General features: G+C 44.5%; 17 protein-coding genes and 1 pseudogene. 8 read left to right on the top strand and 10 right to left on the bottom strand.

The window, feature by feature from the left end; translation table 11 throughout:
• Positions 1 to 25: 25 nt before the first annotated feature.
• Positions 26 to 256: a hypothetical protein gene (locus tag CYLST_RS34075; RefSeq protein ID WP_157162514.1), complete on the bottom strand. Its 231-nt coding sequence runs from the start codon at positions 254 to 256 to the stop codon at positions 26 to 28.
• Between the two features lie 553 nt (positions 257 to 809).
• On the opposite strand from CYLST_RS34075, the gene CYLST_RS33020 reads away from it, so the two are divergent.
• From CYLST_RS33020 to CYLST_RS02255, 3 genes are all read left to right on the top strand, one after another.
• On the top strand, positions 810 to 959 hold the full coding sequence (locus CYLST_RS33020) for a helix-turn-helix domain-containing protein (RefSeq protein WP_245587458.1): 150 nt from the start codon (positions 810 to 812) through the stop codon (positions 957 to 959).
• Positions 960 to 1,338: 379 nt separating this feature from the next.
• Positions 1,339 to 3,438: a TIGR03032 family protein gene (locus CYLST_RS02260; protein WP_015206079.1), complete on the top strand. Its 2,100-nt coding sequence runs from the start codon at positions 1,339 to 1,341 to the stop codon at positions 3,436 to 3,438.
• A 1-nt stretch (position 3,439) separates the two neighbouring features.
• On the top strand, positions 3,440 to 8,518 hold the full coding sequence (locus CYLST_RS02255) for a beta strand repeat-containing protein (protein WP_015206078.1): 5,079 nt from the start codon (positions 3,440 to 3,442) through the stop codon (positions 8,516 to 8,518).
• A gap of 13 nt (positions 8,519 to 8,531) precedes the next feature.
• On the opposite strand, the gene CYLST_RS34070 is transcribed toward CYLST_RS02255, so the two are convergent.
• Positions 8,532 to 8,708, bottom strand: a complete 177-nt coding sequence (locus CYLST_RS34070) for a hypothetical protein (RefSeq protein WP_157162513.1) — start codon at positions 8,706 to 8,708, stop codon at positions 8,532 to 8,534.
• A gap of 104 nt (positions 8,709 to 8,812) precedes the next feature.
• Between CYLST_RS34070 and CYLST_RS02250 the strand changes: the two genes are divergently transcribed.
• Complete coding sequence (locus CYLST_RS02250) at positions 8,813 to 10,255, top strand: FAD-binding domain-containing protein (RefSeq protein ID WP_015206077.1); 1,443 nt, start codon at positions 8,813 to 8,815, stop codon at positions 10,253 to 10,255.
• 314 nt (positions 10,256 to 10,569) lie between these two features.
• Here CYLST_RS02250 and CYLST_RS34065 read toward each other — a convergent pair.
• A pseudogene (locus tag CYLST_RS34065) lies at positions 10,570 to 10,746 on the bottom strand (ISNCY family transposase); the annotation flags it as partial.
• A 36-nt stretch (positions 10,747 to 10,782) separates the two neighbouring features.
• On the opposite strand from CYLST_RS34065, the gene CYLST_RS35060 reads away from it, so the two are divergent.
• Entirely contained in the window at positions 10,783 to 10,947 is a 165-nt protein-coding gene (locus CYLST_RS35060) for a hypothetical protein (RefSeq protein WP_172642147.1), read from the top strand.
• Between the two features lie 173 nt (positions 10,948 to 11,120).
• Positions 11,121 to 16,358, top strand: coding sequence for a thioester reductase domain-containing protein (locus CYLST_RS02245; RefSeq protein ID WP_015206076.1), 5,238 nt, complete (start codon positions 11,121 to 11,123; stop codon positions 16,356 to 16,358).
• 554 nt (positions 16,359 to 16,912) lie between these two features.
• Here the strand turns inward: CYLST_RS02245 and CYLST_RS02240 are convergent.
• The 6 genes from CYLST_RS02240 to CYLST_RS02215 form a co-directional block, all read right to left on the bottom strand.
• Positions 16,913 to 17,641: a PEP-CTERM sorting domain-containing protein gene (locus CYLST_RS02240; RefSeq protein WP_157162512.1), complete on the bottom strand. Its 729-nt coding sequence runs from the start codon at positions 17,639 to 17,641 to the stop codon at positions 16,913 to 16,915.
• 56 nt (positions 17,642 to 17,697) lie between these two features.
• On the bottom strand, positions 17,698 to 19,230 hold the full coding sequence (locus CYLST_RS02235; RefSeq protein WP_015206074.1) for a nickel/cobalt transporter: 1,533 nt from the start codon (positions 19,228 to 19,230) through the stop codon (positions 17,698 to 17,700).
• Positions 19,227 to 20,660 carry a tetratricopeptide repeat protein gene (locus CYLST_RS02230; RefSeq protein WP_015206073.1) on the bottom strand — a complete coding sequence of 478 codons (1,434 nt, stop codon included), beginning with the start codon at positions 20,658 to 20,660 and terminating at the stop codon, positions 19,227 to 19,229. The genes CYLST_RS02235 and CYLST_RS02230 overlap by 4 nt, the downstream gene beginning before the upstream one ends.
• A 5-nt stretch (positions 20,661 to 20,665) precedes the next feature.
• Positions 20,666 to 21,859, bottom strand: a complete 1,194-nt coding sequence (locus tag CYLST_RS02225) for a DUF4331 domain-containing protein (protein ID WP_015206072.1) — start codon at positions 21,857 to 21,859, stop codon at positions 20,666 to 20,668.
• 265 nt (positions 21,860 to 22,124) lie between these two features.
• Positions 22,125 to 22,529, bottom strand: a complete 405-nt coding sequence (locus tag CYLST_RS02220) for a hypothetical protein (protein ID WP_015206071.1) — start codon at positions 22,527 to 22,529, stop codon at positions 22,125 to 22,127.
• Between the two features lie 211 nt (positions 22,530 to 22,740).
• On the bottom strand, positions 22,741 to 23,397 hold the full coding sequence (locus CYLST_RS02215; RefSeq protein WP_015206070.1) for a ferritin-like domain-containing protein: 657 nt from the start codon (positions 23,395 to 23,397) through the stop codon (positions 22,741 to 22,743).
• Positions 23,398 to 23,623: 226 nt separating this feature from the next.
• Here CYLST_RS02215 and CYLST_RS02210 point away from each other — a divergent pair, with 226 nt between their 5' ends.
• Both CYLST_RS02210 and CYLST_RS02205 read left to right on the top strand, forming a co-directional pair.
• Positions 23,624 to 24,211 carry a sigma-70 family RNA polymerase sigma factor gene (locus CYLST_RS02210; RefSeq protein ID WP_015206069.1) on the top strand — a complete coding sequence of 196 codons (588 nt, stop codon included), beginning with the start codon at positions 23,624 to 23,626 and terminating at the stop codon, positions 24,209 to 24,211.
• A gap of 14 nt (positions 24,212 to 24,225) precedes the next feature.
• Positions 24,226 to 24,969 carry an anti-sigma factor gene (locus CYLST_RS02205; protein ID WP_015206068.1) on the top strand — a complete coding sequence of 248 codons (744 nt, stop codon included), beginning with the start codon at positions 24,226 to 24,228 and terminating at the stop codon, positions 24,967 to 24,969.
• A gap of 165 nt (positions 24,970 to 25,134) precedes the next feature.
• Here CYLST_RS02205 and CYLST_RS02200 read toward each other — a convergent pair whose 3' ends face one another.
• Positions 25,135 to 26,415 (bottom strand): phthiocerol/phthiodiolone dimycocerosyl transferase family protein, encoded by a 1,281-nt coding sequence (locus tag CYLST_RS02200; protein WP_015206067.1) that lies wholly within the window; start codon positions 26,413 to 26,415, stop codon positions 25,135 to 25,137.
• Positions 26,416 to 26,670: the final 255 nt, after the last annotated feature.

The following is a 26,670-nucleotide window of genomic DNA, read 5'->3' as shown; positions in this document are numbered from 1 at the left end:
ACCTAGTTAAGTATGCGGCTTGAATTCACGTCTGAGACTGCCAGTTAATTGCGGATTTTAGCAAAAATGGCATCCTCCTGGAGTTTAGACTAGGCAACAAGAAAAGACTTTGAGTAGCTTCGCTCCATGTAGATGGTTCATTCAGAGCGCAGCGTAGTGAAGCATCTCTGGCTTTTTCTGGATCGAGCTTTGAAGTTTGGATGAACTCTGCTTCAGGGGTGGAGGCGATCGCCAGTGCTGAATTTAGCGTTGACACTGTTGGCGAATGTACTACAAATGCCTAAAAGCCTTGTGCTGTCGTTACTGTAAACCAACTTCAGAGGCTAAATATTCATTATTTTTGAATTCGCCAACGGTATCTTCGCTAGATCCACGCCTGTTTCCAAAGATTGATTGTGGGAATCTCTAATTTATTAATAGTACAAAATAACTACTGCAATCTTTTTTCAAGAGCTTGCATAAAGAGTTGGTTTAGCGCTGTAATTATACTGGTAACTCTAGCAATAGCAAGTTTTGTCCTCTGTTTCAGTGTTTAATGATTTTTCTTTTGAAAAAGATTAAACAGGTTGAGAGCAACGGTCAATTTTGTGCTGTCTATGGGTAATTTTTATTATTGAAAAGCAGTTATTTCTTTATCTAAAATTTATAATTATGCGGTATCTACTGAGGGTATTTACTGAATAAAAATCAAAATTCCTATAAAATTTAGTAACATATTTATTGCAATTGGTCGTTATTAGAACTATTGTTTTGTTGAGTGTGACATTACCGTTCACAAGAAATTCAAGATTATCTAGATTCATTAAATCGTGAATTGGAAAAAGAACATAAGTGTCACTTATCCCACAATTAACCGTTGGGAAAATGGGCATTTTCAGCCGTCACCCCTGGCTATGGAAAAGATTGAGCGTAAGCTTGATGAAATGGGAGAACAGCGGAAAAATTTAGCTAATAAATAAGTAGGCTTACAAAATAAAACAGAAATGTATTGCGTTTTGTAAAATGCCTGAAACTCAACCAGAATATTGCATTGAGGCATCTTTACATACTGTTACATGATTTGATTTTTTTCAGTCCACCTACTTATTTGTCTTTGAAAAAAGGCTGATAGGAAACTAAATTGAAACAACTTATTATTTAAAATCCTATTATTAACTCAGCTTTTTTAGAGCCTAAAAAACAATTTCCAGACAGTGCAGGAGACTATTTTACTGCGTTTTCTTAACCTAAATGCTAATTCTTTATTAAATAAAGTCGCATAATGTCGCGCATGTGGGAGCATTCAAGACTCCAGGGTAAAAAATCAAAGCTAATTAGTCTCTTTTAACCCAATAACCAATGCAAACCCCTGTTTCTGCCGCTAGTGGACTAGAAATCAACGCTTCTGAGCAATTCGGCGCTTGGCTATGCGAGCAAAATCTCAGCTTGGCATTCACAACCTACCAAACCAACCGCCTTTTTTTCGTTGGTAGCCAAGCGAACGGAAAGCTGAAGCTCAACGAAAGGCTATTCGACAAACCAATGGGGCTATATCTGAATGGCAAAAGCCTCTACATGACTACCCGCTACCAACTCTGGCATTTTGATAACTTCTTGGATAATGGCGAAAAGTACAAGGAATGCGATCGCCTTTATGTCCCCCGCACCGCTTACACCACAGGCGATGTCAACGCCCATGAAGTAGTCTTAGACGATTCTGAAAAAGTTATTTTTGTCAATACCGACTTTAGTTGTTTAGCCACCCTCAGCCCAGACTACAACTTTGTCCCCATTTGGCAACCGCCCTTCATCTCCAAACTCGTCGCTGAAGATCGTTGTCATCTGAATGGGCTAGCAATGGTAGAGGGCAAACCCGCTTATGTCACTGCCTGTAGTACCACAGATACAGCCGCCGGGTGGCGGAATCATCGCATTGATGGCGGAGTCGTCATCGACGTTGCCCAAAACGAAATCATCGCCACAGGCTTATCCATGCCCCATTCTCCCCGTTGGTATCAGGGGAAATTATGGTTACTCAATTCCGGCACAGGGGAATTAGGCTACATCCAAGATCATCAATTCCATCCCATCACCTTCTGCCCTGGATTTGTGCGTGGATTAGCCTTTTGGCAAAACTTCGCCTTTGTGGGACTATCTCAACTACGTTCCCAGAGTTTTACCGGATTAACCCTAGAAAACCGCTTAAATTCCCAAGGAAATCGCCCCCAGTGTGGCTTAATGGTAATTGACTTGCAGACAGGCACAGCCCTGCACTGGCTATATTTTCAGGGAGTAATTGAAGAACTATTTGATGTTGTAGTTCTACCTGGGGTGCTACAACCCCAAGCAATTGGTTTACAGTCAGACGAAATTCAGCGCCTAGTCACATTTCCCAACAGTGGCGGCATTGTCACCACCAAACCCACCGCCAAACGTCCCAGTTTAGGTGCAACCCCCCCCGTCGCTGGTTTACCCACACAACAAATTACCCCCTTAGAAAGGGGGGAAATCGGACAATCTAGTTCCCTCCCCTTGACAAGGGGAGAGTTAGGGAGGGGTAATCCCAAGACTAGTAGTGAGGCAGCCTTTTCAAGGGGGGATCAAATCCGTTACCAACGGGTGTATCACCTCAACAGCAGCAACGCCCTCGACTACAATCACCTCACCTATCCCAGCCTGCAAAAACGCTGGCAAACTCAACCGCCCCAAGGCGAATTAACTGGGCTTTCTGCTTCCCTAGACGGTGCAATAGTCGGCTTTGCCATCAGCGAACGTTTAAACCCCCAACAAGCCGAAATCATCTCCCTATTCGTATTACCCGAATACCGTTGTCAAGGAATTGGCACAAGGTTACTCGCCTATTTAGAACGAGAATTAGCCCAACAGGGATGTGTTGAAATCATCCTCAGCTATTCAACCAGTACACTTACCAATGTCGCTTTAGAACCGCTACTGCAAAAGCTACATTGGCAACCACCCCAAATTAACTTGGTGCTAGGCAAAACCGCTACAGAAAAAATTGCCCAAGCACCTTGGTTAAATAAGTATCCCCTACCTCCAGCCTTTGAGGTGTTTCCTTGGTTAGATGCCGGTTTATCCCTGCCGCCTAATGTCGAGGCACACCGCTTAGAACCCCTAAATAGCTTGGGATTGCGCTATCGGGGGGAGGTAATTGGTTGGGTGTTAACCCATCGGGTAGCACCTGACACAATTCGCTACACCACTATTTCAATTGCACAAGCATTTGAGAAGCGGGGGCGAGGGGTTTCGCTGTTAGCAGCAGCGATTCGTCGTCAAGTTAACAGTGGTGTTCCCTACCTCACGGGTTCGGTTTCTTACCGTTACCCGCGTTTGTTGCAGTTTGTCGAACGACACCTGACACCCTATTTAACTGGGGTAGGGGAAGTGCGACAAACGAGTAAGTTGATTAACCCTACACTTGAATCAAGAGAAAACTAACATGACTGAACCGAATTTTATTGCCCCAATTACCAACCCCTTCGGACTAGCGAATGTGGTTTTTTCTGCCGTGCCCACCTTTGCCGATATCGATGGCGATGGCGACTTGGATGCTTTTGTGGGTAATCAGCAGGGCAATACCCTGTTCTACCGCAACAGTGGAACTGCCACGGCTCCCGCCTTCACGCTGGAAGCCACCAATCCCTTTGGACTGACGAATGTGGGGTCGTATGCTACACCCACCTTTGCCGATATCGATGGCGATGGGGACTTGGATGCTTTTGTGGGTAATGTTGATGGCAATACCCTGTTCTACCGCAACAGTGGAACTGCCACGGCTCCCGCCTTCACGCTGGAAGCCACCAACCCCTTCGGACTGACAAATGTGGTGTATGTTGCTGTACCCACCTTAGCCGATATCGATGGCGATGGGGACTTGGATGCTTTTGTGGGGAATGGTTACGGCAATACCGTGTTCTACCGCAACACTGGAACTTCGGCTGCTCCCAGCTTCACCGTGGAAGCCACCAATCCCTTCGGACTGACGGATGTAGGGTTTTCTGCGAAACCCACCTTTGCCGATATCGATGCTGATGGAGACTTGGATGCTTTTGTGGGTAATTTTGACGGCAATACCCTGTTCTACCGCAACACCGGAAGTGCAACTGTTCCCACCTTCACCCTGGAAGCCACCAACCCCTTCGGACTGACTAATGTGGGTAATCTTGCTGCACCCACCTTTGCCGATATCGATGGCGATGGCGACTTAGATGCTTTTGTCGGTAATCTTGATGGCGATACCCTGTTCTTCGAGAATACATCCGCTAATACCCCAGTCAACAATCCTCCCATTGCCAATAACGACACTGCTACCATCGGCGAAGATACCTCTGTCACTGGTAACGTCTTAACCAATGACACCGACCCCGATGCGGGCGATATCTTGACAGTAGCGGCTGTAAATGGCGTTGCTGCTGATGTCGGCAATCAGATTACCTTAGCTTCCGGTGCTTTATTAACGCTCAACAGTGACGGCACATACAGTTACAACCCCAACGCTCAATTTGAATCCTTGGCTGCGGGTCAAACCGCTAGTGATAGCTTCACTTATACCGTCAGTGATGGTCAAGGCGGGACTAGCGATGCTACTGTCACCATTACAATTAACGGCGCTGACGAGATTTTAGGCACTGACCCGAATTTTATCACGCCAATTACCAACCCCTTCGGTCTGACTGATGTGGGGTTTTCTGCCACGCCCACCTTTGCCGATATCGATGCCGATGGCGACCTCGATGCTTTTGTGGGCAATGTTAACGGCAATACGTTGTTCTACCGCAACACGGGCAGTGCCAGCAATCCAGTCTTCGCCGCCCCCACTACCAACCCCTTCGGTCTGACTGATGTGGGGAATTATGCCGCGCCCACCTTTGCCGATATCGATGCCGATGGCGACCTCGATGCTTTTGTGGGGAATAATGCCGGCGATACGTTGTTCTACCGCAACACGGGCAGTGCCAGCAATCCAGCCTTCGCCGCCCCCACTACCAACGACTTCGGTCTGACTGATGTGGGGTTATATGCCAAGCCCACCTTAGCCGATATCGATGGCGATAGCGACCTCGATGCTTTTGTGGGCAATCTTAGCGGCAATACGTTGTTCTACCGCAACACGGGCAGCGCCAGCAATCCAGTCTTCGCCGCCCCCACTACCAACGACTTCGGTCTGACTGATGTGGGGAATGCCGCCAAGCCCACCTTAGCCGATATGGATGGCGATGGCGACCTCGATGCTTTTGTGGGCAATCGGGACGGCAATACGTTGTTCTACCGCAACACGGGCAGTGCCAGCAATCCAGCCTTCGCCGCCCCCACTACCAACCCCTTCGGTCTGACTGATGTGGGGTTCTATGCCGCGCCCACCTTTGCCGATATCGATGGCGATGGCGACCTCGATGCTTTTGTGGGGGAACGTTACGGCAATACCGTGTTCTTCGAGAATCAACCCGTTTCTACCCCTACTGTCAGCATCACCGCACAAACTGCCACAGCCAATGAAGGCGGCAGTAACGGTGTCTATCGCATCACTCGCACCGACACCACAGGGGATTTAACCATTAACCTCACCCTTGATGGCGGCAGCACAGCTGCAACTGCTGACTATAGCCTCAGTGGTGGTAGCGTCACGGTTTCTGGTAATACCTTAACCGTCACCATTGCTGCTGGACAAAGTTTTGTTGACGTTGACTTATCTGCTATTAATGATATCGCTGCTGAAGCAGACGAAACCCTCACCCTCAACTTAGATACTGGCACAGGTTACACGGTAGATGGTACCAACAATACCGCAACGGTTACTATCGCTGCCAACGATACCGTCGTCACCAACACCAACGATTCTGGTGAAGGTTCCTTGCGGCAAGCGATTCTCAACGCCAATGCCTTTGCAGGTGCAGATACAATTACCTTTGCGAGTAGTGTGTTCGCTGATGCCACCCCCGACACCATTACCTTAACTTCTGGGGAATTAGTTATTACTGATGCCTTGACCATCAATGGATTAGGGGCAAGTAACCTGATTATTAGTGGTAACAATGCCTCTACTGTCTTTAATGTCAATGATGGCAGTAGCAATCAAATTGCGGTAGCAATTAATGGACTAACGATTACGGCTGGAAGTAATAATACTGTCGGTGCTGGTATCTTTAACGTAGAAAACCTGACACTATCCGACGACATCATCTCTAACAATAGCAATAATGGAGGAGATGTGGGCGCTATTGAGAACAAAGGCTCCCTCAGCCTAATTAACAGCACTGTTTCTAACAATATTGGGTTTCTTGTAGGCGGCATCTACAATAATGGTACTTTTAGCCTAACTAACAGTACTGTCTCTAACAATGATGGGTTTGTGACAGGCGGTATTTTCAACGAAGGTCTTTTCAACGTCACGGGAAGCACCGTCTCTAACAATAGTGGGGCTGTTACAGGCGGCATCGAAAATAATGGTACTAGTACTCTTAGCCTAACTAACAGCATTGTCTCTGACAATACTGGAGGATCTAACGGTGGTATCAGTATATCGGGTACAGCAACCCTGCTCAACACTACTATCTCTGGCAATAGGTCATTTGGAGATGGCGGTGGTATCAGTATATCGGGTACAGCAACCCTGATCAACACTACTATTACCAATAACACTGCTGATTTCGATAACGATGGTTTTGGAGATGGTGGGGGTATCAGCTCTCAAGGCACCGTCACCGTCCAAAACACCATCATCGCCGGCAACTTTGATTCTGGTAACGAAGCCCCGGATATTGCGGGTGCAGTCACAGGCAATGGCAACAACCTCATCGGTAGCTTGACTGGCGCATCTGGCAGCATCGGCACTGGTAGCGATATCACCTTTGCCTCGGCTGGCATTACCAATATTAACCAAGTCATCGCCTCTCTCGCCGACAACGGCGGTGCCACTTTCACTCACGCTATAGTTTCCGGTTCGGCTGCCATCAACGCGGGAGACAATACCCTCATCCCCTCTGGTGTCACCACAGACCAACGGGGTATCACTCGCACCATTGGCGATACTGTGGATATTGGCGCTTATGAATCACCTTTCATCCCCCCTGTTGCCGCCAACGATACTGCCACCACTGATGAAAATACCCTCGTCAACATCAACGTCTTGGTAAATGACACCGATGCCAATGGCGACAGCCTGAGTGTGATTAAAGTTAATGGCAACAGCGTCACAGTAAGTACACCAATTACTCTAGCTTCTGGTGCGCTACTTACTCTCAACGCCAATGGCACTTTCGACTATAATCCCAACGGTCAATTTGAGTCTTTGGGTGTGGGTGCTACTGCCAGCGATAGTTTCACTTACACAGTCAGCGATAATGGTAATGGTGGCACTAGCACAGCAACGGTTAACCTGACTATCAACGGTGTTAACGATGCGCCAACAGGTTCACCCACTGCAACCTTAAGCAACACACCAGAAGATACAGCCATCAATATTACTGCGGCTGACTTATTAACAGGTTTCAGTGATGTGGATGCGGGTGATATCCTCTCAGTTACCAACTTAACTGCCACTAACGGTGCATTGGTGGACAACTTGAATGGGACTTATACCTTCACCCCAACTGCCGACTTTAATGGTGCAGTTAATCTGACTTACGATGTGACCGATGGCACAGCCACCCTAGCTGGACAAACCCGCAGTTTCTCTGTCACCCCCGTTAACGATGCGCCTGTTGCTGTTAATGACAGTGCTTCCACATTCTTTGGTACTTCTGTCAACATCGCAGTTAGTAGCCTACTAGCAAATGATACCGATATAGATAGCACCTCGTTGAGCATTACTGGTGTCAGCGGTGCTACTCACGGTACTGCCGTCCTGAATAATAACGGCACAGCCAACAACACCGCAGATGATTTCGTTTCCTTTACCCCAAATCTTCTGTTCTTTGGCAATGCCAGCTTTAATTACACCCTCAGTGATGGTAGCCTGACTGATACTGCTACGGTGACTGTGGCTGTTGGTCTGAACATTTTGGGCACTAATTTTGCTGATAACCTGTTTGGTACTAGCGGTAACGACATCATCGACGGCGGTAATGGCAACGATACCATCTACGGCGGCGCAGGTGACGACAGTCTCTACGGCGGTAATGGTAACGATGTCTTATATGGCGATGGACTGATGGATGGGGGCGCGGGTAACGATACCCTTAACGGTGGTAATGGCAACGATACCCTCTACGGGGGTGCTGGCAGCGATACCCTCTACGGGGGTGCTGGCAGCGATCTCCTCTATGGCGGTATTGGCAGCGATACCCTCACTGGTGGCAATGGTAACGATACATTTGCCTTTGCTGCTGGGGAAGGTACTGATACTATTACTGATTTCTCTGACGGTCAAGATTTAATCGGACTGTATAGTGGTTTGAGCTTTGGGCAACTGAGTTTCTCTGGTAGCAATATCCTGGTGACTTCCACGAATGAAATTTTGGCAACGCTGACTGGTATTAATACCACGACGTTCACCGCTGCTGATTTCGTAAACCTCTAGTCTTACAGCCCTTTTAGGTTCTTGGTGATGCGATGGTCGTTCGCGTAGCGTCTCGAAGAGAAGGCGGGTCTTCGACCATCGCACTTTGTCTTACTGTTTGCGATCGCATTTCTGCATCAGTGATTTGTGTCGTTGTGTAACCTGAGCCGTCATCGTCTATTTGGGTACTCCAAGGGTACTCCAATATCATATTGAGGCATTCAGCTAAAGTCAGATATAAATTTATCAGTGGAGTGATGCCCAAGGGTACCGTTAGACTTTAATCTAGTACAGGTGAACCATCATCAATAGAGAATGTCTGATTTAATTCTGTTTTGGCATCGCCGCGATTTACGCATTGCTGACAATACGGGACTAGCTGCGGCACAACGGCAGAGTCCAAAAGTGGTAGGTGTGTTTTGCCTTGATCCTGATATTCTGGAGCGGGATGATATCGCACCAGCGAGAGTAACTTATATGCTGGGGTGTTTGCAGGCGCTACAAGAGCGATATATTCAAGCTGGTAGTCAGTTGTTAATTCTGCATGGGCCGCCGGTGGTAGTGATTGCAGATTTAGCTGAGGCATTGAAAGCTAAGGCTGTGTTTTGGAATTGGGATGTGGAACCGTACTCGCAAAAACGCGATCGCACTATAATTAATTCTCTAACGGAAAAAGGCATTCAGTTTCTTAACCAAAATTGGGATCAGATCCTCCACTCTCCAGAAGAAATTTTTAGCGGTGCTAAAACTCCTTACACGGTTTATACTCCCTTCTGGAAAAATTGGAGCAGTAAACCGAAGGCAAAACCAGTAGAAACACTGGAAAATGCTGAGGGATTAACGGCAGATGAACAGGAAATTGCCAAGCTTGCAGGAGCAATTGAATTACCCTCCGCCAAAGATTTAGGATTTGTCTGGGAGGGAGAATTGGTGATTTCTCCTGGAGAGGCGGCGGCGCAAGCACGTTTAGAGGCTTTTACCAATAATGCCATTACTGAATACCAAGAACAGCGCAATTTTCCAGCAGTAGATGGCACATCACAACTGAGTGCAGCTTTAAAATTTGGCGTTATTGGCATTCGCACCGTTTGGCAAGCCACAATAGAGGCATTAGAAAACAGCCGCAGTGGAGAAACAGAAGCCAGTATCCGCACATGGCAACAGGAATTAGCTTGGCGGGAATTTTATCAACACGCAATGTATCACTTCCCGGAACTAGCTGAAGGTGCTTATCGGGAAACCTTTAAAAACTTCCCTTGGGAAAATAACCAAGAACATTTTCAAGCTTGGTGCGAAGGTAGAACCGGCTTTCCCATCGTTGATGCAGCCATGCGCCAGTTAAATGAAATCGGCTGGATGCATAATCGTTGTCGAATGATTGTCGCCAGTTTCCTCACCAAAGACTTGCAGATAAATCCCCAATGGGGAGAAAAATATTTTATGCAGAAGTTAATTGACGGTGATTTATCTGCTAATAATGGCGGCTGGCAATGGAGTGCTTCCAGTGGCATGGACCCCAAACCATTGCGAATTTTTAACCCAGCCAGTCAAGCGCAAAAGTTCGATCCAGATGGGGAATATATCCGCCAATGGGTCTCAGAACTGCGGTCTGTAGATACACAATATTTAGTAACTGGTAAAATTCCCCCTTTAGAACTTCATGCTGTTGGTTATCCTAAACCCATTGTGGATCATAAAACACAGCAAGCTTTGTTTAAGGAAATTTATCAACAGCAAAAGGGTGTAAATTTGCCCTGACGACTGGAAGTCGCAGCTATACAAACAAAGTCCGCCTGCGCGGACTAAGAACATAATTTAAATAATTTTCCTGAGAAATTTTCAAAAATTCGACTGCTGTTTTATATTCAAAGAAAGCAATTTATAACAATTATCAAACGACTGGAGTTTGGACTATTTAGCGGTGCGAACCTGCTGAACAAATCAGATATAAAACTTTGTTAATAATCAATAATTGTATGTGCCAAGTATATCATTATAGCCCAGATCATTTTAACTATTTTTCTCCCGCTATTTCTAATAGCATAATATCTTACATTCAAGTCTAATTAATATTAGAAATTTCCAATACAAGCGTGATAAATTATTCTCTCTTTGAGAGTCACTCGACTAATAATAGTTAAGCTATGAGCGATAATCCCCCAGCCAACCCAACGACAAAATCCTAACTCTCCCCTATATAAACAACGTTGTAAGCCAAAACATCGTTTCAAAAAACTGATACGTCCATACGTCCTTCTACTCCATCTAATGCGCGACCTCTGCGTATGGAAAAGATGAAGATGGCGGGGATAGTTGGGGAAAAACCTGCAAAAGAGTTTCTTGTGGAATGCTGGGAGGATGATCCTGCTTTGCGGATTGTAATTAAAAAACTGCTGGGGAGGTTTCCCAAGTGGGGTATTGCTTGTGTGGATGGGGAGTTGATTGATTAGAATGAGTCGCAACAAGTGAGTAATTGTATATTTAGCTACGATAGTACTTGTGTGGTTAAGTGGGAAAAGTGGGTTTAGTAGGATGTTTTGTACTAACCCTTGATTATCCTATTTATAAGCTTTAAATTGATGTTGAAAATACACAGTAGCTACATATTCAGTGTCCCCTTTTTATGCATGTGAATTCTCTTAGCTGGATTACCCTCAGTCATCTACTGCACTACAGGGCGCTACAGCAGCCAAATCGGCTGGCATATACTTATCTGGCTGATGGAAAAGAGGAAGAAGTTAGCCTTACGTATCAAGAATTAGACCAAAAGGCAAGAGCGATCGCAATTCTGCTACAGAACTTAAAAGCACCTGGAAAAAGGGTACTTTTACTTTATCCACCTGGGCTGGAATTTATTGCTGCTTTTTTTGGGTGTTTATATGCCGGAGTCATTGCTGTTCCTGTATATCCACCTCGCCGCAATCAGCGGATGACACGGTTACAAGCCATTGCAGTAGATGCACAGCCAGAGTTCGCACTCACCACTACATCCATCATTGGGTTTATCGAACAGAGCTTTGCAAAAGAACCAGAATTGGCCGTTTTGCGTTGCCTAGCTACTAATGATATTGCCTATAACCTGGCAGATGACTGGCAGTCTCTGAATGTCAAACGTGACACACTGGCTTTTTTGCAATACACTTCCGGCTCGACGGGAACGCCAAAGGGAGTGATGGTAAGCCACAAAAATTTACTACACAATTCTGAACTCATTAAGTCTGCCTTTGAAGTTACCCCAGACAGCATTAGCTTATCGTGGTTGCCCAGTTTTCATGATATGGGACTTCTAGGCGGAATTATCCAGCCTCTATACACAGGGTGTCGAGCTATCTTAATGTCGCCGACAGCCTTTGTTCAACGACCAATTCGATGGCTGCAAGCAATATCCCGATATCGAGCTACCCATAGCGGTGGTCCCAATTTCGGTTATGAGCTTTGCGTTCGTCAGACGACTCCATTAGAAAGAGAGGATCTCGATCTCAGTAGTTGGCGTAAGGCATATAGCGGGGCTGAACCAGTTCATAAAGATTCCTTAGAAAAGTTTGTTGCCACATTTAAACCCTATGGCTTCCAGGCTAGCTCCTTCTATCCCTGCTATGGTATGGCTGAAGCCACACTAATGATCTCCGGCGGTAAAGTAAAAGATGAACCAACTTACTGTACGGTTGACGCAGCAGCACTAGCACAAAATCGAATTATTGCAGCTACTGAGGATATGCCAAAAGTCAGGCATATGGTAGCAGTTGGGCATACATGCCTCGATACAAAGATAGTCATTGTCGATCCCCAATCGCTGATTGAGTGTGCCCCTGACCAAGTGGGGGAGATTTGGGTGTCGGGTACGAGTGTAGCTGACGGCTATTGGCAACAACCGGAGCAAACAGCAACAACTTTCCATGCAAGTCTTATAAATACTGGCGAAGGGCCTTTCTTACGCACTGGCGATTTAGGATTTTTGCGGGATGGTCAACTGTTCGTGACTGGGCGACTCAAAGATGTTGTCATTATTCGGGGTCGCAACTACTATCCCCAAGATATTGAATTGACAGTAGCAGATAGTCACCCAGCATTACACTTTGGAGGTGGAGCAGCATTTTCTATTGAAGTCGACAGGGAAGAGCGACTGGTAGTAGTGCAAGAAGTAGAGCGAACTTACTGGCGTCAATTGAATGTGGATGAAGTTGTCGGGGCTATCCGTCAAGCAGTGTCTGAGCAGCACGAACTTCAAGTCTATGAAATAGTATTGCTCAAGCCTGGTCGTATTCCCAAAACATCTAGTGGCAAAATTCAACGCCACGCCTGTAAAGCAGATTTTATCAATGGCAGCCTTCAGGAATCACAAGTTGAAGGCGGACAACAACAGCCTCCTCTGGCGATACCTTCGCTACACATAAGTATTGGTGAAGAAAAACAATCAGAAAAAGGTTTATCAGACATGACTAATACCACTTTGACATCCCAAGAAGTTAGCAAGAAGCGTGCAGATAATTTAATTGAGTGGGTACGGGAATATGCAAAAACGCGAATTAACTCTCGTTTAATTGATGAACGCTCCTGTCTTCCACCCCATATCACCCTAGATTTAGGCAATCACGGATTTATGGGTTTGCAGATTCCAGAGCAATACAAAGGTTTGGCTCTCACCAACGTTGACACTATGAGGGTAATGCAGCAAATCGCAGCCATTGACTCAACTATTGCCTCAATAGTGAGTTACAACAATACTCTTGGGGTTCGGCCAATCATGGGGTACGCAACGCAAACCATGAAGGACGAACTGCTACCTATTGTGGCTCAGGGTCGTGAGTTTCCTGCATTTTGTCTGACAGAGCCAAATTCAGGTACTGATATTGGTAATACTGTCTCTACAATAGCTGTGCCAAACGGTCATGGTGGTTGGCGAATTCGGGGGATGAAGCGGTGGAATACATCTGCCTACTCAGGAATAATTAATGTTTTCGTCAGGCTAGTGGATGACAACAATCAAACCAAGGGTCTGACCGGATTTGTCATGAAACAGGGGATGCCCGGTTTACGAGTTGGCCCAGAATCAGTGACGATGGGACTGCGTGCCATGGTTCAAAACTCTCTTTACTTCGATGATGTCTTAGTAGAACCAGTCAACTTGCTGGGTGAATTGGGGAATGGTATTAAGCCTGCTGATGAAGCATTATTTCACGCTCGGTTAGGAGTTGGCATAGGAAGTCTTGGCGGGATGAAACGATGTGCTCAGCTGATGCTCCGCTACGCCTCCCATCGTCATGTGACAACCGGGCGGTTATTGGATAGCCCTATTACTCTCACTATCTTGACTCACCTGACTGGAGCTATTACATCTCTAGAAACACTATTAAACCAGGTTGCAGTCATTTTAGATGCAGGACAAGCAGTGCCTAAAGAGGTAGCGGTAGTTGCTAAAATTGCTGGTTCCGAACTCTTATGGCAAGCAGCTGACAGCCTGGTTCAGGTGTTGGGCGGTCGAGGTTACATGGAAGCTAACATCGCTCCGCAAATTCTCCGCGATGCTAGAGCTATGCGTATTGCGGATGGAGCAAATGAAGGTATGCAGTTATTTCTAGGTAAAAGCGTAGCTCATGGCGAACAGCTGGATCGGTTCTTGCGTGAGTACCTGGGAGCAACAAAAATTGCGGACGAATTAAAGGAGGCTGCCGAACAAATTCAATCTCGCTGCCTGAAATTAAAGACTATTAATGCTGATGATTACTCCTCTGCCAGAGCCTGGGCTTATTTTCTGATTGGCGAAGTCACAATTTATGCCCTAATGTTAGCAGCTGTACGACGCACTCATACTGTTGCCCCCTCGCACCTCATGCAACAAGCAGTGGCATGGTCACAACTGAACTTTGAAAAAAGCCTCCAGAAGGCTGTCATCGGGATGCCAGAGGAATCAACCTTGACAGATGCCAAAACTGCGAGCGAGATAATATCGAGTTACACAGAAGTAATTGACGATATTGTGCAAACTCTTCCTGGAGAAGATGAGCAACTAGATAACCTATTGCTTGAGCAACCACAAAAAGCACATTATGAATTGTTTGACCTTGGAAAAGTAACCGATACACAAAATCAGTCTGACCGTCTAGTAGAGCAGGAGAAACAACATCAGCCAACAGCATCTTCTGCATCTAACTCTTCTTTAAGTGACAAAGCTACCGAAGAGTGGGTAATTAATTGGTTAGCCCAAAAATTCAACATTCAACAAGCAACTGATACGCAGAATCAGCTTAATGGCATTACTGCGCCGGAGAAACAATATCAGCCACATCCTGCAACAACAAACTCTACCCTAAGTCTCGAAGCCATCAATGAGCTTAATGGCATTACTGCGCCAAAAAAACAATCTCAGCCACATCCTGCAACAACAAATTCTACCCTGAGTCTCGAAGCCATCAATGAATGGATCATAAATTGGTTGGCTACAGAATTTAAGATAGCAGCTACCTCTATAACCCCAAGTCAATCCTTTACAAAATTTGGTTTAGATTCTTTCTCTGCTCTTCGCTTAGTTGCAGCACTAGAAAACTGGCTGCAAATTTCGTTAGAACCAACAATTATCTGGGACTTTCCAAGTATTACCGCTTTGGGAAGTAATTTAGCTGATAAACTTGCCGCTTCAAATTCAACTTCTCGTATTCTTTTGAATAAATCTCATTTAAATCTCAACGCTGACACTGTTCTTGATCCCACCATTTGTTTGCCAACTGCTAATGTCATTCCTGTTACCGAACCAGATTTTATCTTACTAACTGGTGCAACAGGATTTTTGGGAGCTTTCTTACTTGACGAACTACTGAAAAAAACTCAAGCGAAAATCTTCTGCTTGGTACGTGCTGATGATATCGAGTCAGGCTACAAGAAAATTCGGGAAAATCTGAAACGTTATTTGCTACAAGATGAAGAGTATAACGACAGAATCATCCCGTTCATCGGAAATTTATCTGAGCCATTACTAGGACTATCAGAGAATGAGTTTGAAATTTTAGCAAGCCAGATTGATGTTGTCTATCATTGTGGTGCCTTGGTTAATTTGGTTTATCCTTATGACAAATATAAGGCAACTAATGTTCTTGGTACTCAAGAAATCCTTCGTTTGGCTAGCCGAGTTAAGGTGAAACCGGTTCACCTTGTTTCTTCATACTCTATCTTCTTGTCTCAGTACTATTCCAATGATGAGATCATTGGTGAACAAGATCAATTGCGTGCGGGTGATGGCATTTATGTTGGCTATTCCCAAAGTAAGTGGGTTGCGGAAAAATTAGCTTTGAGCGCTCGCTCTCGGGGAATACCAGTTAGTATTTATAGATTAGGAGATTTAGGAGGACATAGTCAAACAGGTGCTTTTAGTCCCAGTAGCTTCACTGCTAGGTTCATGGCAACCTGTATCAAACTTGGCAGCGCACCCGAACAAAATCTCAAAAGAATTGATATTACCCCAGTTGACTACGTTAGCCAAGCTATTGTTCATCTGTCGATGCAGAAAGAATCTTTAGATAAAAACTTTCACTTAGTTAATCCTCAGCCGATCCAGTGGCGGCAGTTGTTTGATTTAATTCAGTTATTGGGCTACCCATTAGAGAGAATTCCTTATGGGCAATGGTATTCAAAATTACGCAAACATTTGAATGATTCTCCGTTACATATTATGTACCCTCTTTTACCTTTACTAGCAAATGAAACTACACAAAGACAGAAATCGATCTTCGAGTATATAGATGCACCAATGCTTGACTGTAAAAATGTTATGCATGGACTCACTGGTAGTTCTATTAGTTGTCCGCCAGTTGATGAAAAACTGCTTGCTACCTACTTTTCATATTTTATTCACAGTAATTTCTTGTAGGTGAGTTGCAACATTTTGGGGTGGGATCTGCGAACCTGTCGTTTACCTAGTAAATTTAACTTAGACAGGACTAGCCCTTCCAAGATGTTGTGTAATGGCTTGATTTGTAGTTTGCTCATGCATAGGTGAAAATCTGGAGTTTAGACTAACTACTAGTCTAAACTCCAGAAATTAATGAAGCACGAAAATCTGAACGAAGGAGTCAGAATTTAGAAGATATTATTGTTCTAAATCCTGGCTCCTGACTACCGAACGCAAGCGGATTACAGGCAATCCAGAACCGCTATAAATGCGGAACATCTGATCGATAAAATCTTCAACTTAAATTACAAGTGCTGAGTGCGAAATGATTTAGTCCAGGAAGATGTCAAAGGCTCAGATTGAGCCAAAAAAGTTTTTCAGCCTGTGACAAGCTAAATTCAAAATAGCCGATGATGGACAATGCAGTGACTAAAAAGATCAAGATAAATCGGTTCATGTTTTCCTCAAAATGTGATTTTTTTACCAACTCATCACAAACAGCGAGAAATGAATTAGATAGTCTGCAACTATGCTTAACTATCGCTAGACTTTAGCTTTTTCGGCTGATACTTTAGCTTTAGGCTGCCACCAAATATGGCAAGGGTTATTGTGCCTAGTATTGAAGCGGGTTCGGGGACATTTTCAGGACTGCTACCGAGTGTAATATTGCCAGGGCCTGAGATATCATTGGTAAAAGTACCAAAACTGTTAGCGCTATTGTCAAATCCAGTGGTGACTAAAAAGTATTGATTATTAGCAGTTAAGTTTAAGCCGTAAAAACTAGAGTTGCCCTCATCTGGAAAGGGATCATTCCCACTGAGTAAATTAACTAACGGAGTTGCTGGGTTAAAGCTTGTTTGGTATAAGAACTGGATGCCTAAAAAGTTTTGAGAACCAACAACGTCGTAGGAGCCAGTAGTATCAACAAAGAAAGGCTGGCTGTAATAAGGGACTGCTGTGCCATTGCTAGAAAGTGATGTGGGTGGGTTTGTACCACCTTCAAATCCTTCTGTTTCAGGACGGTTAAAAGTTGGTGCATTTGTTGTGTCACCTGAGTATGAAATTGTGACTGCTTGAGAAGGCAGTGCAAAACTTAGAGATAGAGCGATCGCACCAGATGCAATCGAGATTGAGCGCTTAAGCGATTTAATCGGCTGATAACACTGACTCAAACTCTTAATCTCGGCTTTTTGTGCAACCTTAGCAGAGCGAAGAGATAGATTGTTTTCTGAGACGATGGATTCTTTAATTGCTTGTGACATATCGTTGTTCAGGGTTGTTTTTACAAAACTGAGTGCTTTTATCTCAGTATTTTCATTTAGTTCCACGGTTGAACCAGTAAAGCTTGTGTAGTGATACCTAAGCCTATTAGGGTGATACATAAAGCGCTTGCTACTGGTAACATTCTGATCTTGGGGAGATTGAGTGGCAATTGCTCAAACCGATCCTTGGCGTAAACGAGCATTAATCCGATTCCAGTTAATACCGCTGCTAGACCTAAGCTAAAGGCAGTTACTAGCGCTAGTCCAAAGCCAATTCTTCCCAAGGCGATCGCACTCAACAACACCACCAAGGCTGAAGGACAAGGTAACAAGCCACCTGATATTCCCAACGCCAGTAGGCTAGACCATTTCATCGGAGATACATCAGCATGTGAATGCTCATGGTGTACATGGTGATGATGGTGATGGTGATGATGGTGGTGGCTGTGTTGATGACTATGTTCATGGTCATGTGAATGAAAGACCTCAGTACCTTGTAATCGACTGATAAATAAATTCAGCCCAATCACAGTTACCAGCACACCAGAGAGGACGCTTAACCAAGGGTATAATTGCTCTGTCAAGATAAACTGGGATGTGCCAAGTGTTACCAAACCCAGAGCAAATATGCCAGATGTATGGGTAATAGTCATAATCAGCCCCAGGAATAAGGCGTGTTGGGGCTGGCTGCGAGAACCCACTAAATAAGCACCGACTACGGTTTTTCCATGACCAGGGGAGAGGGCGTGTAAACCACCCCAGAAAAAGGCGATCGCTAAAGCTATGGGAATAGTCAGGAAATTCTGATTTTCCTGGGTAATCAAACCGGTGAAAACATCGTTGCTTCTTCCTGTCAAAGCATTATCTAAGCGGCTGGATGATTGAACAGACGGTGGAAGCGCTTGTTCATTCGATGTCAGAGAAGCATTGAGTTTAAAAGAGAGCCGACGCTGGTCAAGAGGACTGCTGAGTAAGTCAGTGGGATAATCTCTCAAGCGGTTGGTAATACTGTTCGAGGTGAAATTACCTTGAATGGGAACGTTATTTGCAGCCACTGTAATTTCACGCCAACCTAAGCGCTGCGGGTATAATTTATCTTCAAACTCAATTAACTGATTCGCGCCTACTAACTCTACTGACCCGTGAAAGTTACAACTCAGCCGCAGTGTAGATAATCCTCCGACACCTGGGGGAAATTCGACTGCTGACTTTACCAAAGAAAGCGATAAAGGCTGTTTATTGATCAGCAGTTCTAGGTGTGAGTTGACGAACTGGCATTTTTGGGATGGGTATTGAACTGTCTCTACAGGCTGAGTTTGGCGATGGGCTGCGCCCCGCTGTTCGCGATGGGCTGCGCCCCGCTGGAAGCGATCGCGATTTCTCTCTAACTGATTAATTTCTTGAAAAGCGGGAATCTCTGCCATGTCTAGAACATAATCAATCCCCACACCATCCGGCGTTACCTGCACTCCTGCATAGTGATTGATAGTGAAATTACCTAAGGGATGGGCATCCGCTCTCGGCATCCAAACCAAACATATGGCGATGATGGCAGTACTCCAAGCCAAGTGATGCAGCAGCTTTTTCATAAAGAACGCCCGATAGTGTTAAGACTATGAGAGGTTATTTTTAGAGAGACAGAAGGCGCTAGGTTAGCCAATACTTGACGAGCTTCATCGGCATAAGAGTGATGAAATTGAGGATTGAGACTAACAGCAGAAGTTAATCGCCTGATTGCTTCCTCACGGTTATCTAAGTGCAGCGCAATCATCCCAGCATGAAATTGCAGCAAGGCATCCTCTGTCCCAAAGCGAGTAGCCCGTTGTGCTGCCTGTTGCGCTTCTTGCCATTGCCCATTAGCCGCTGCTGCCCAAGCTAGCGTATCCTCTGCAAAGATATCGTCCCGCACGGCTACTTCACGACGGGCAATCTCTAGTGCCTCTGGTAAGTGGATTCCGTGTTCAGTGTAGTAGACCGCCAAAGCGCGATCATAGATTCCTTTAACCTTGCTCAGGTAAGCTACCACCCCAATTAAATCTTCAGTTTCAGCTGCACCTTCCTGGTCTCCCAGAGCTAGTTGAGCATCTGCCTTGTAAGAGAGGGTTTCTACCAAGGGCATCAGTTCTACACCTTGGTTTGCGGCATTCAGAGCATCTTGCCATCGATGCCCAGATGCATAGAGGCGAGCCAGTCCTGTAAATGCAGCTATATGCCGTGGAAATAGGTCAAGAGCTTCTTGGTATCGCTGCTCAGACAGGGCAAAATCCCCGACGGCAAAAGCAAGATCCCCAGCCCGCACATGAAACCAAGCACGGGTTTCTGCGCTTGTCGTGTAGAAAGAGTCCATTTCCTCCATAGCCTCATCTAGCAGTTGCCGCGCTGAGGCTAGATTGCCAGTTAACTCTAAGTAACGGGCTGCAACCGCGTTGTTACCAGAGTTTGATGCTTCGTCAGTCAGGGTCTGCAATAGTTGATAGGTTGCTTCATAGTTACCCAACTCCATCTGAATCGATGCTTTGAGCGAGACAATATTGGGATGGTCAAGAGATAAATTTTGAGCATCATTGATCACAGCCAAAGCTTCTCGAAACTGATGTTGAGATAGTAAAGCTGATGCTAGGAGCATAGAAGAAAGCTGATTATGGCGCGGTTGTAGTGCCAGGGATCTACGTGCCGCTTGTTCTGCTCGTAAGATATCTTCTACATCTCCCACTTCTCGAAAGCGCTTCAAATATTGATCAGCCAACAGACGCAAGAACATTGAGGAATTGGGAGATTGGGCAACTTTTTCCTCATAAACGCTGATAATATGCGATCGCTCTAAATAATCCGGGAAGACTAACTGTGACTGCTGAACTGGTAACATCTGCTTCGATTTAACAGTCAGCAGTTGCACAACAGAGGAGTATGTACCTACTAATCTATTGGTGTAGCCTAAACTTAGCGCTTGTGTATCAGAGGGTCTTAGTAAAACCAGTAGGCTAGTCAGAACTAACACCCATAGCGTTCGTAGATGCATATACCCTACAAAGGATTACCTAAATAAGGAAACACAGGAAGAAAGTTGGCATTATTCGGCCCGACATTATCGGTGGTTAGACCCGGATATGTATTTACAGCAATCCCTGTAACTGCATCACCAAAGACAACAGATGCTGTTACATCGATTACGTCATCTTGTAGTCTTCTACCGCCAAAGTTGCCGCCTAACTGAGTACCAAAATAACTACCTTTGGTTTGAAAAACATCAGCTTGGATAACATCAGGAATCGCCACCGAGATAACTGCATCGGCTATGCCTGAAGGTCTACCAATCGCAGTTACAAAAGCTTTAATGAATTGGGATTGGTTAGGAGCGTCTTTTATTGGTGTCTGAAGATTACTGTTATTATGAGCCTTGAAGTCCATAAAAAGTTCATTCAGAGCCGGAACCGCTAACCGCTCAATCTGAGCAAAGTTTCCGTTTGTGAGCCTAGGAGTTTTGACACTAGTTGTGATCCAAGCACCAATTTTGCCATTACCAAGCATGAACCTGGGTAGCTCGACAATAATTGAATGGACATTGAATGAAGCTAGGGTGTCTTGTGCTTCACCAGCAGGTCTAAAGGAAAGGACTTGGAAAGGAGCAGCGGGATTAGGCTGAAAGCTATAGTTGCGATCTGGTAGGATTTGGAAGAACCGTTCCAGATCGAAAAAGAACGGGTCTTTGCGTACGCCAACAAAGACATTCAAGCCATTAGTTGTGGTGAATGCTTGATTGAGTGCCCCTCCCCCAGTTACTGGAACCAAAGCAGATTCTGTTCCTACTTTGATAGGACTACTTGGGCCGCGCACTGTGACATTTTGCCCAGGGCCTGTGCCATTTACATTGAATTGAATTACTAAATCTTCAACATTGTCACCCGTGTTATCAATCTTGAACTGATAAAGAACATTTGGGTCGAACGGCCTAGTCTCACCAGAAACAATGAGCGGGTCAAAGTCCATCACTAAAACAATATTGTCGGATGTCGGACTCTCAAAAAAATACAAATCTGTCAGATCCGCAGCAGTGAGCTTAGTGGCCAGAAAAGTTGTGTCTTGGTGGTCTGAAGCCGTGGCTTGAGGGGTTGCAGAGATTAGTACTACGAGCAAAATAGCGACAAATGCCGCTATGGTACGAAAAAACCCATTTGCTCCAGTCCACTTAAGCGATGACTTGACGGGAAAAAATGCCATATTTGGAACCGATTTATTTATAGATATAGACAACTTGTTTTCAACTGATACAAAAGAGGTGATGCTTATCCTGACTTATCCTCATAGTTGCCTTTATTAAGGTGTTTTGTCCCTACTATTGAATGCGGAAATAGCCAGTTAATTTGTACCTCAGAAAATACTATAACTGCTACTAAAGCGCCTAAATTTCTAGTGCAACAAATTTTAATTCGCGATGTTCTAGGCAGTTAAGATAAGCTTAGTTGTCTTAACTAGATTTACTCCATCAAGCAGTAGAAATGCAGCCTAATAGCTGTTGCTCAAACTCGCCTGATTCACTCCAATATCCAGCTTTTGCCAAGCGTTCAAAAATATTCAAAGCTGTTTGCCTAAGTAGATCATTTAAATCATCAGAAATCAAATCAAAGCTGTTTTCACCGAATGCCAACAAATTGGCAGTGTCCGGGTCAATCCCGTGCTCCAAGAATTCACCGAATGCTACAGCATAAGGATGCTCGTCTATGGTGTCGTGTGTGGTTAAAAACTCCTCTCCCGTGAAGGGTGGATATTTTTTCTCCTCATCTTGATTCCATTGGGCAAGGTACTCTTCTATTGGAATATCGTTGACACTTCCAATCTCATTAAATTTGATATCCGCAAATAATTGGTCACAAAGATAAAGAGTTGACATGCTAGAAAACTTGTGAATTTTAGTTGTTTTAGTAACGGTAGTATCAGGCTTTGAAAATCTTGCAGGATGTTCGCCAACAGTCGTCGTGAACTAGGTAGGCTAACACGCTAGAAAATTTGTCTTACCTATGCCCTCTTTTCAATTCATGATCTTGACTACTTTTATTTCATTGATGTCAGATTTTTTTGATTGTTATTTTGTAGTTGATTAATCAACTACCAGCCTTTGGTAATGGTGGTGTAGGCTGCTTGTCAAGGAATGCATAGGGCACAAGCTTATCATCACCCGGTAGTCCCTTTTCTTTCAGCAGAACTAATAATACAGTGCGGAAAACCGCTGCATGTGAAGCCTCTACGGGCAGAATAGTTGCTGCCACATTGATGGCTTCATCAGTTGTTAACTTGCTTTGAATATTTTCTAGATAAGCTTTGGAAGCAATAACTTCCAAACTCAGAGCATACCTAAGCACTTCAGCTTCACCACCAGTGAGGACTTTCTTGGGAATCGGAAAAGTGCCTACATTTGAGGTATTTACAGGAGTCCCTCTGAGCACTGTCGCTACTATACTTTGTACTTTGGCATGATGTTGAGCGTGGTCGCCGGCAAACTGGAGAGCAACATCCAAAAATGCTTTTGTTGGGAGAAGATTGTTCTCAGCGGCTGCTTTGTAAGTGTTAATCGCTTTTTGTTCCAGTATGGCAATGCCGTTAAAAAGTTCGATATCAGTTTTGGTATTTCTCCGACCACGGGCATCAGCAGGACTGTTTGTAGCCAGGGCGAATACACCAGCCGCACTCGTCAGTACTCCTAGCTGGATCAATTTGCGTCTCTGCGGGGAAATGATTTTTGAATTTTCCGTATTGGACATAAATTTTTTCCTTGGCAAACACATAATTAGCTGTTCTCCTTACTTAAGTACGGATTAGGGGTTAATTTGGATTGCATAATGAGATAACATTGTCCCAAAACATCCAATTGACAATGTCAGCCGTATTCTTTAAGTGAAAATGAGTCAGACTTTGCCATTTGCCAAACGCCCAAAATGCTATGACACAAAAAATCAAGTTGCTTCTGCCCCTATCTGACTGAGCAAAATGCATCCTGACTCTCCTAACAACAAACCTGATTTAAAAGAATCAACTGATGCAGCGCTGTTTCAAGCTCTCACAGCCAGAGATGCCTCTGCTTTGGCAATGCTTTACGATCGCTATGCCAATTTGGTCTATGGGTTAGCTTTGAAGATATTGCGCGATCCTCAAGCGGCAGAAGACCTGACGCAAGAAGTCTTTCTGGCATTATGGCGGCATCCTAACTACAATCCTGCTCGTGGTTCTTTGAGTAGCTTTTTGGTAACTCTGACACGTTCGCGGGCGATCGATAAACTCCGTTCTCGTGGTGCTTCTCTAAAGTTTTTAGACCGCTGGTCTCAACAGATGTCTAATCAACCCCTTACCAATAACCCTTTTGAGCAAGTCTCGATAGAGGAACGTTCTCAGAAAGTCCGCAGCGCCTTGGCTCAACTACCAGAAAATCAGCGTCAAGTATTAGCTATGGCTTATTACGAAGGGCTAAGTCAAGTGGAGATTGCACAACGCTTAGAGGCACCTTTGGGAACTGTCAAAACGCGGGCTAGACTTGGCTTAATCAAGCTGAAAAGAATTTTGCAAGACTGGATTAATTAGCTGATGATGATGTCATGACTGATTCCTTTTCATCTGAACACCTAGAAGAATTAATTGCGGGTTATGCCCTTGGGGAACTCGAATCAGAAGAAGCTGAAGAGTTAGAAAGGCTGATTGCACAAAACCCGGAAATCGTTAAACAAATTGCTCAATTACAGGAAGTCATGGCACTCTTACCCTATGAAATTCCTGAAGTACAGCCTTCGCCTCAACTGCGCTCGAAAATTCTGGCAGCGGCTCAAGCCAATGAAATCCCTGTTGCCTCAAAAAAGCGCTTTTCTTTACCTTGGGGACAGATTATCGCCGCTCTAGTGGCTTTAGGTCTGGCGCTAGACGGCTATCGTTTGCGGCAAGAGTTGCAACTTACCCAAGCTCAACTTGCTCATCAAGCAGAAATTATTGCTCTATTACAGCAGCCTAATTCTCGACTGGTTGCTCTCAAAGGCGTGGATGCGAACACTGCTTCGGGAAGTATTATCCTCGCACCCAATAAACAGAAGTTCGTAATTGTGGCGGAAAATCTGTCTCGGCTACCTGAGAATGAAATTTATCGGCTTTGGGCAGTAGTGGATGACAAAAAAATTGCTTGTGGACAGTTTAATGCTAGTTTGACAAGAACAGTTTTTGACAGCTTTCCTATTCCTAGTAATGTTTGCAGCTTAGATAAAGCAACCCTAGTGGTGACAAAAGAACCAGTACCTTCTCCTCCTCAACCTGTTGGCACTCCTGTACTAATTGGTAAACCTCAGGATTCATGAATTACCTGGCGACTACAGGGGTTCTTTATTGAATCAAGTTAGCAAAAAAGACTTAACCTTGCTGAAACGCTGGGTAAAGGAGCGTGCAGTACTTGGTTGGTAACTATAGTGGGCGTTGAAAGCAGAGTACCAACCTTGTGCTGTTTTACCTTCAGTTGCTACTCCCTACCCAACCTCTACAAGGGCTGTAAGCAATTGTTCCATAACTGTATTCTTTATGTTGTAGGCGATCGCATCAGGTAGAAGAGATTGTTGATAACGATAAGTAAAACACATCTTGTCCTGAAGTGTTGCTACACCTATTAAAAGTGGTAGAGATTTTGGACCTGTAGGCATCAAATAAAGTTTCTGTAGCTGTAATTTTCCAAATTGCTGTTTAATATTTAATTTACCCAAATTAGTAATTGCAATATCCATTCCTCCTATATCTCTCGCATCTGGAGTTTCCCCACCTTTGTTAGATTTACTAGATAATAAAGCTCTTGCTTTCAGTACATCGTCAAATAATTTCCCATCTGCTATCACTTGATTGAGCTTATATTTAACTTCACGGGCTAAATCCCAAAAATCGGTTTTCTGACTTAATCGATGAGCGGTAACTGGTCGAGCAATGTATTCTCCAAGATTTTGTCCGACATGAATTGTCAAATAGTTGCGGATATTTACTGGTGTGTGGCATTTAAGAAGAATCTCGTTAGGAGATTTTATTTCAGTAGCAATCGCTAAAAGAAATGCAGCACATAAAGCACCGTGAACCGAAGCTCTCTCTTCTCGACAGCGAGCTACAAGTTTGGTGGTTTCCGCAGAAGATATTGTCCAATTAAATAGGCGAATTGGAAATTCTTCTGTAGTATTCGTTTCCTGATTATTTCGATAAGTTGCTGTTAATATAGACTCAGATTCTAGCGAATTATCTAAATTTTCATCAACCCAATTTTTTGTAATATCAGGGATAATTTCATCAACTGGAGGCAAGTCTGGTAAAAGCTCACGAGGGCTGTCTGGTTCACCAATATATTGCAAGATATCTTGGATGAGATAAGCTCCTGATAAACCATCGCCAATGCAATGATGGAAAGTAATCATTAGGTGACAAACTTCAGTTGATTGCAGCAACAATACACGTATCAGGGGTTCTTCATTCCCAGACATAGGGTGAAGTAATTCTTCTACCATCTCCCGACACCAGTGTTCTTCTCCTTGTCGCTCAATTACTCGCAGTGGAATATGCGGAACATTTTCTGAGCAAAAGTATGGTTGATTTTTATTGTCGGTGACAATTTTTAGTCTTAACCGAGAATGCCGAAGTTGCAGCCAAGCCAGAGCTTCGGTTAACAAATCAACGGTAAATGACCCGTTAATGGTAGCCGAAAAGGTAACATTTTCAGGGCTGTTCTTGTATGACAACCACATCAAATGTTCTGATGGTGTAAGAATGCGATTCATGGCAATTAAAATGATTTAAGTGTAATTTAAATAAATATAGCGATTTTTGCCAGAAAATCTTAAATTCTTACAGCATTGCGCGGTAGCGGCGGGTTGAGTCATTACCAAAACTTAAATAAAGTCAATTGTGCCAGATGAGTATTGATCATGTCGGCTAAAAATTAACATCAGCCAACCGAATAAGTGTCACAATTTGCGCCAAAATATACCTTAATCAAACGGATTATTTAAGTATCTACTTGTACTTTGCGGTTT

Source organism: Cylindrospermum stagnale PCC 7417, assembly GCF_000317535.1.
Taxonomy (GTDB): Bacteria; Cyanobacteriota; Cyanobacteriia; order Cyanobacteriales; family Nostocaceae; genus Cylindrospermum; species Cylindrospermum stagnale.
Note: the sequence above shows the minus strand (reverse complement) of the source record. Positions and strands in the feature narration are given on the sequence as shown.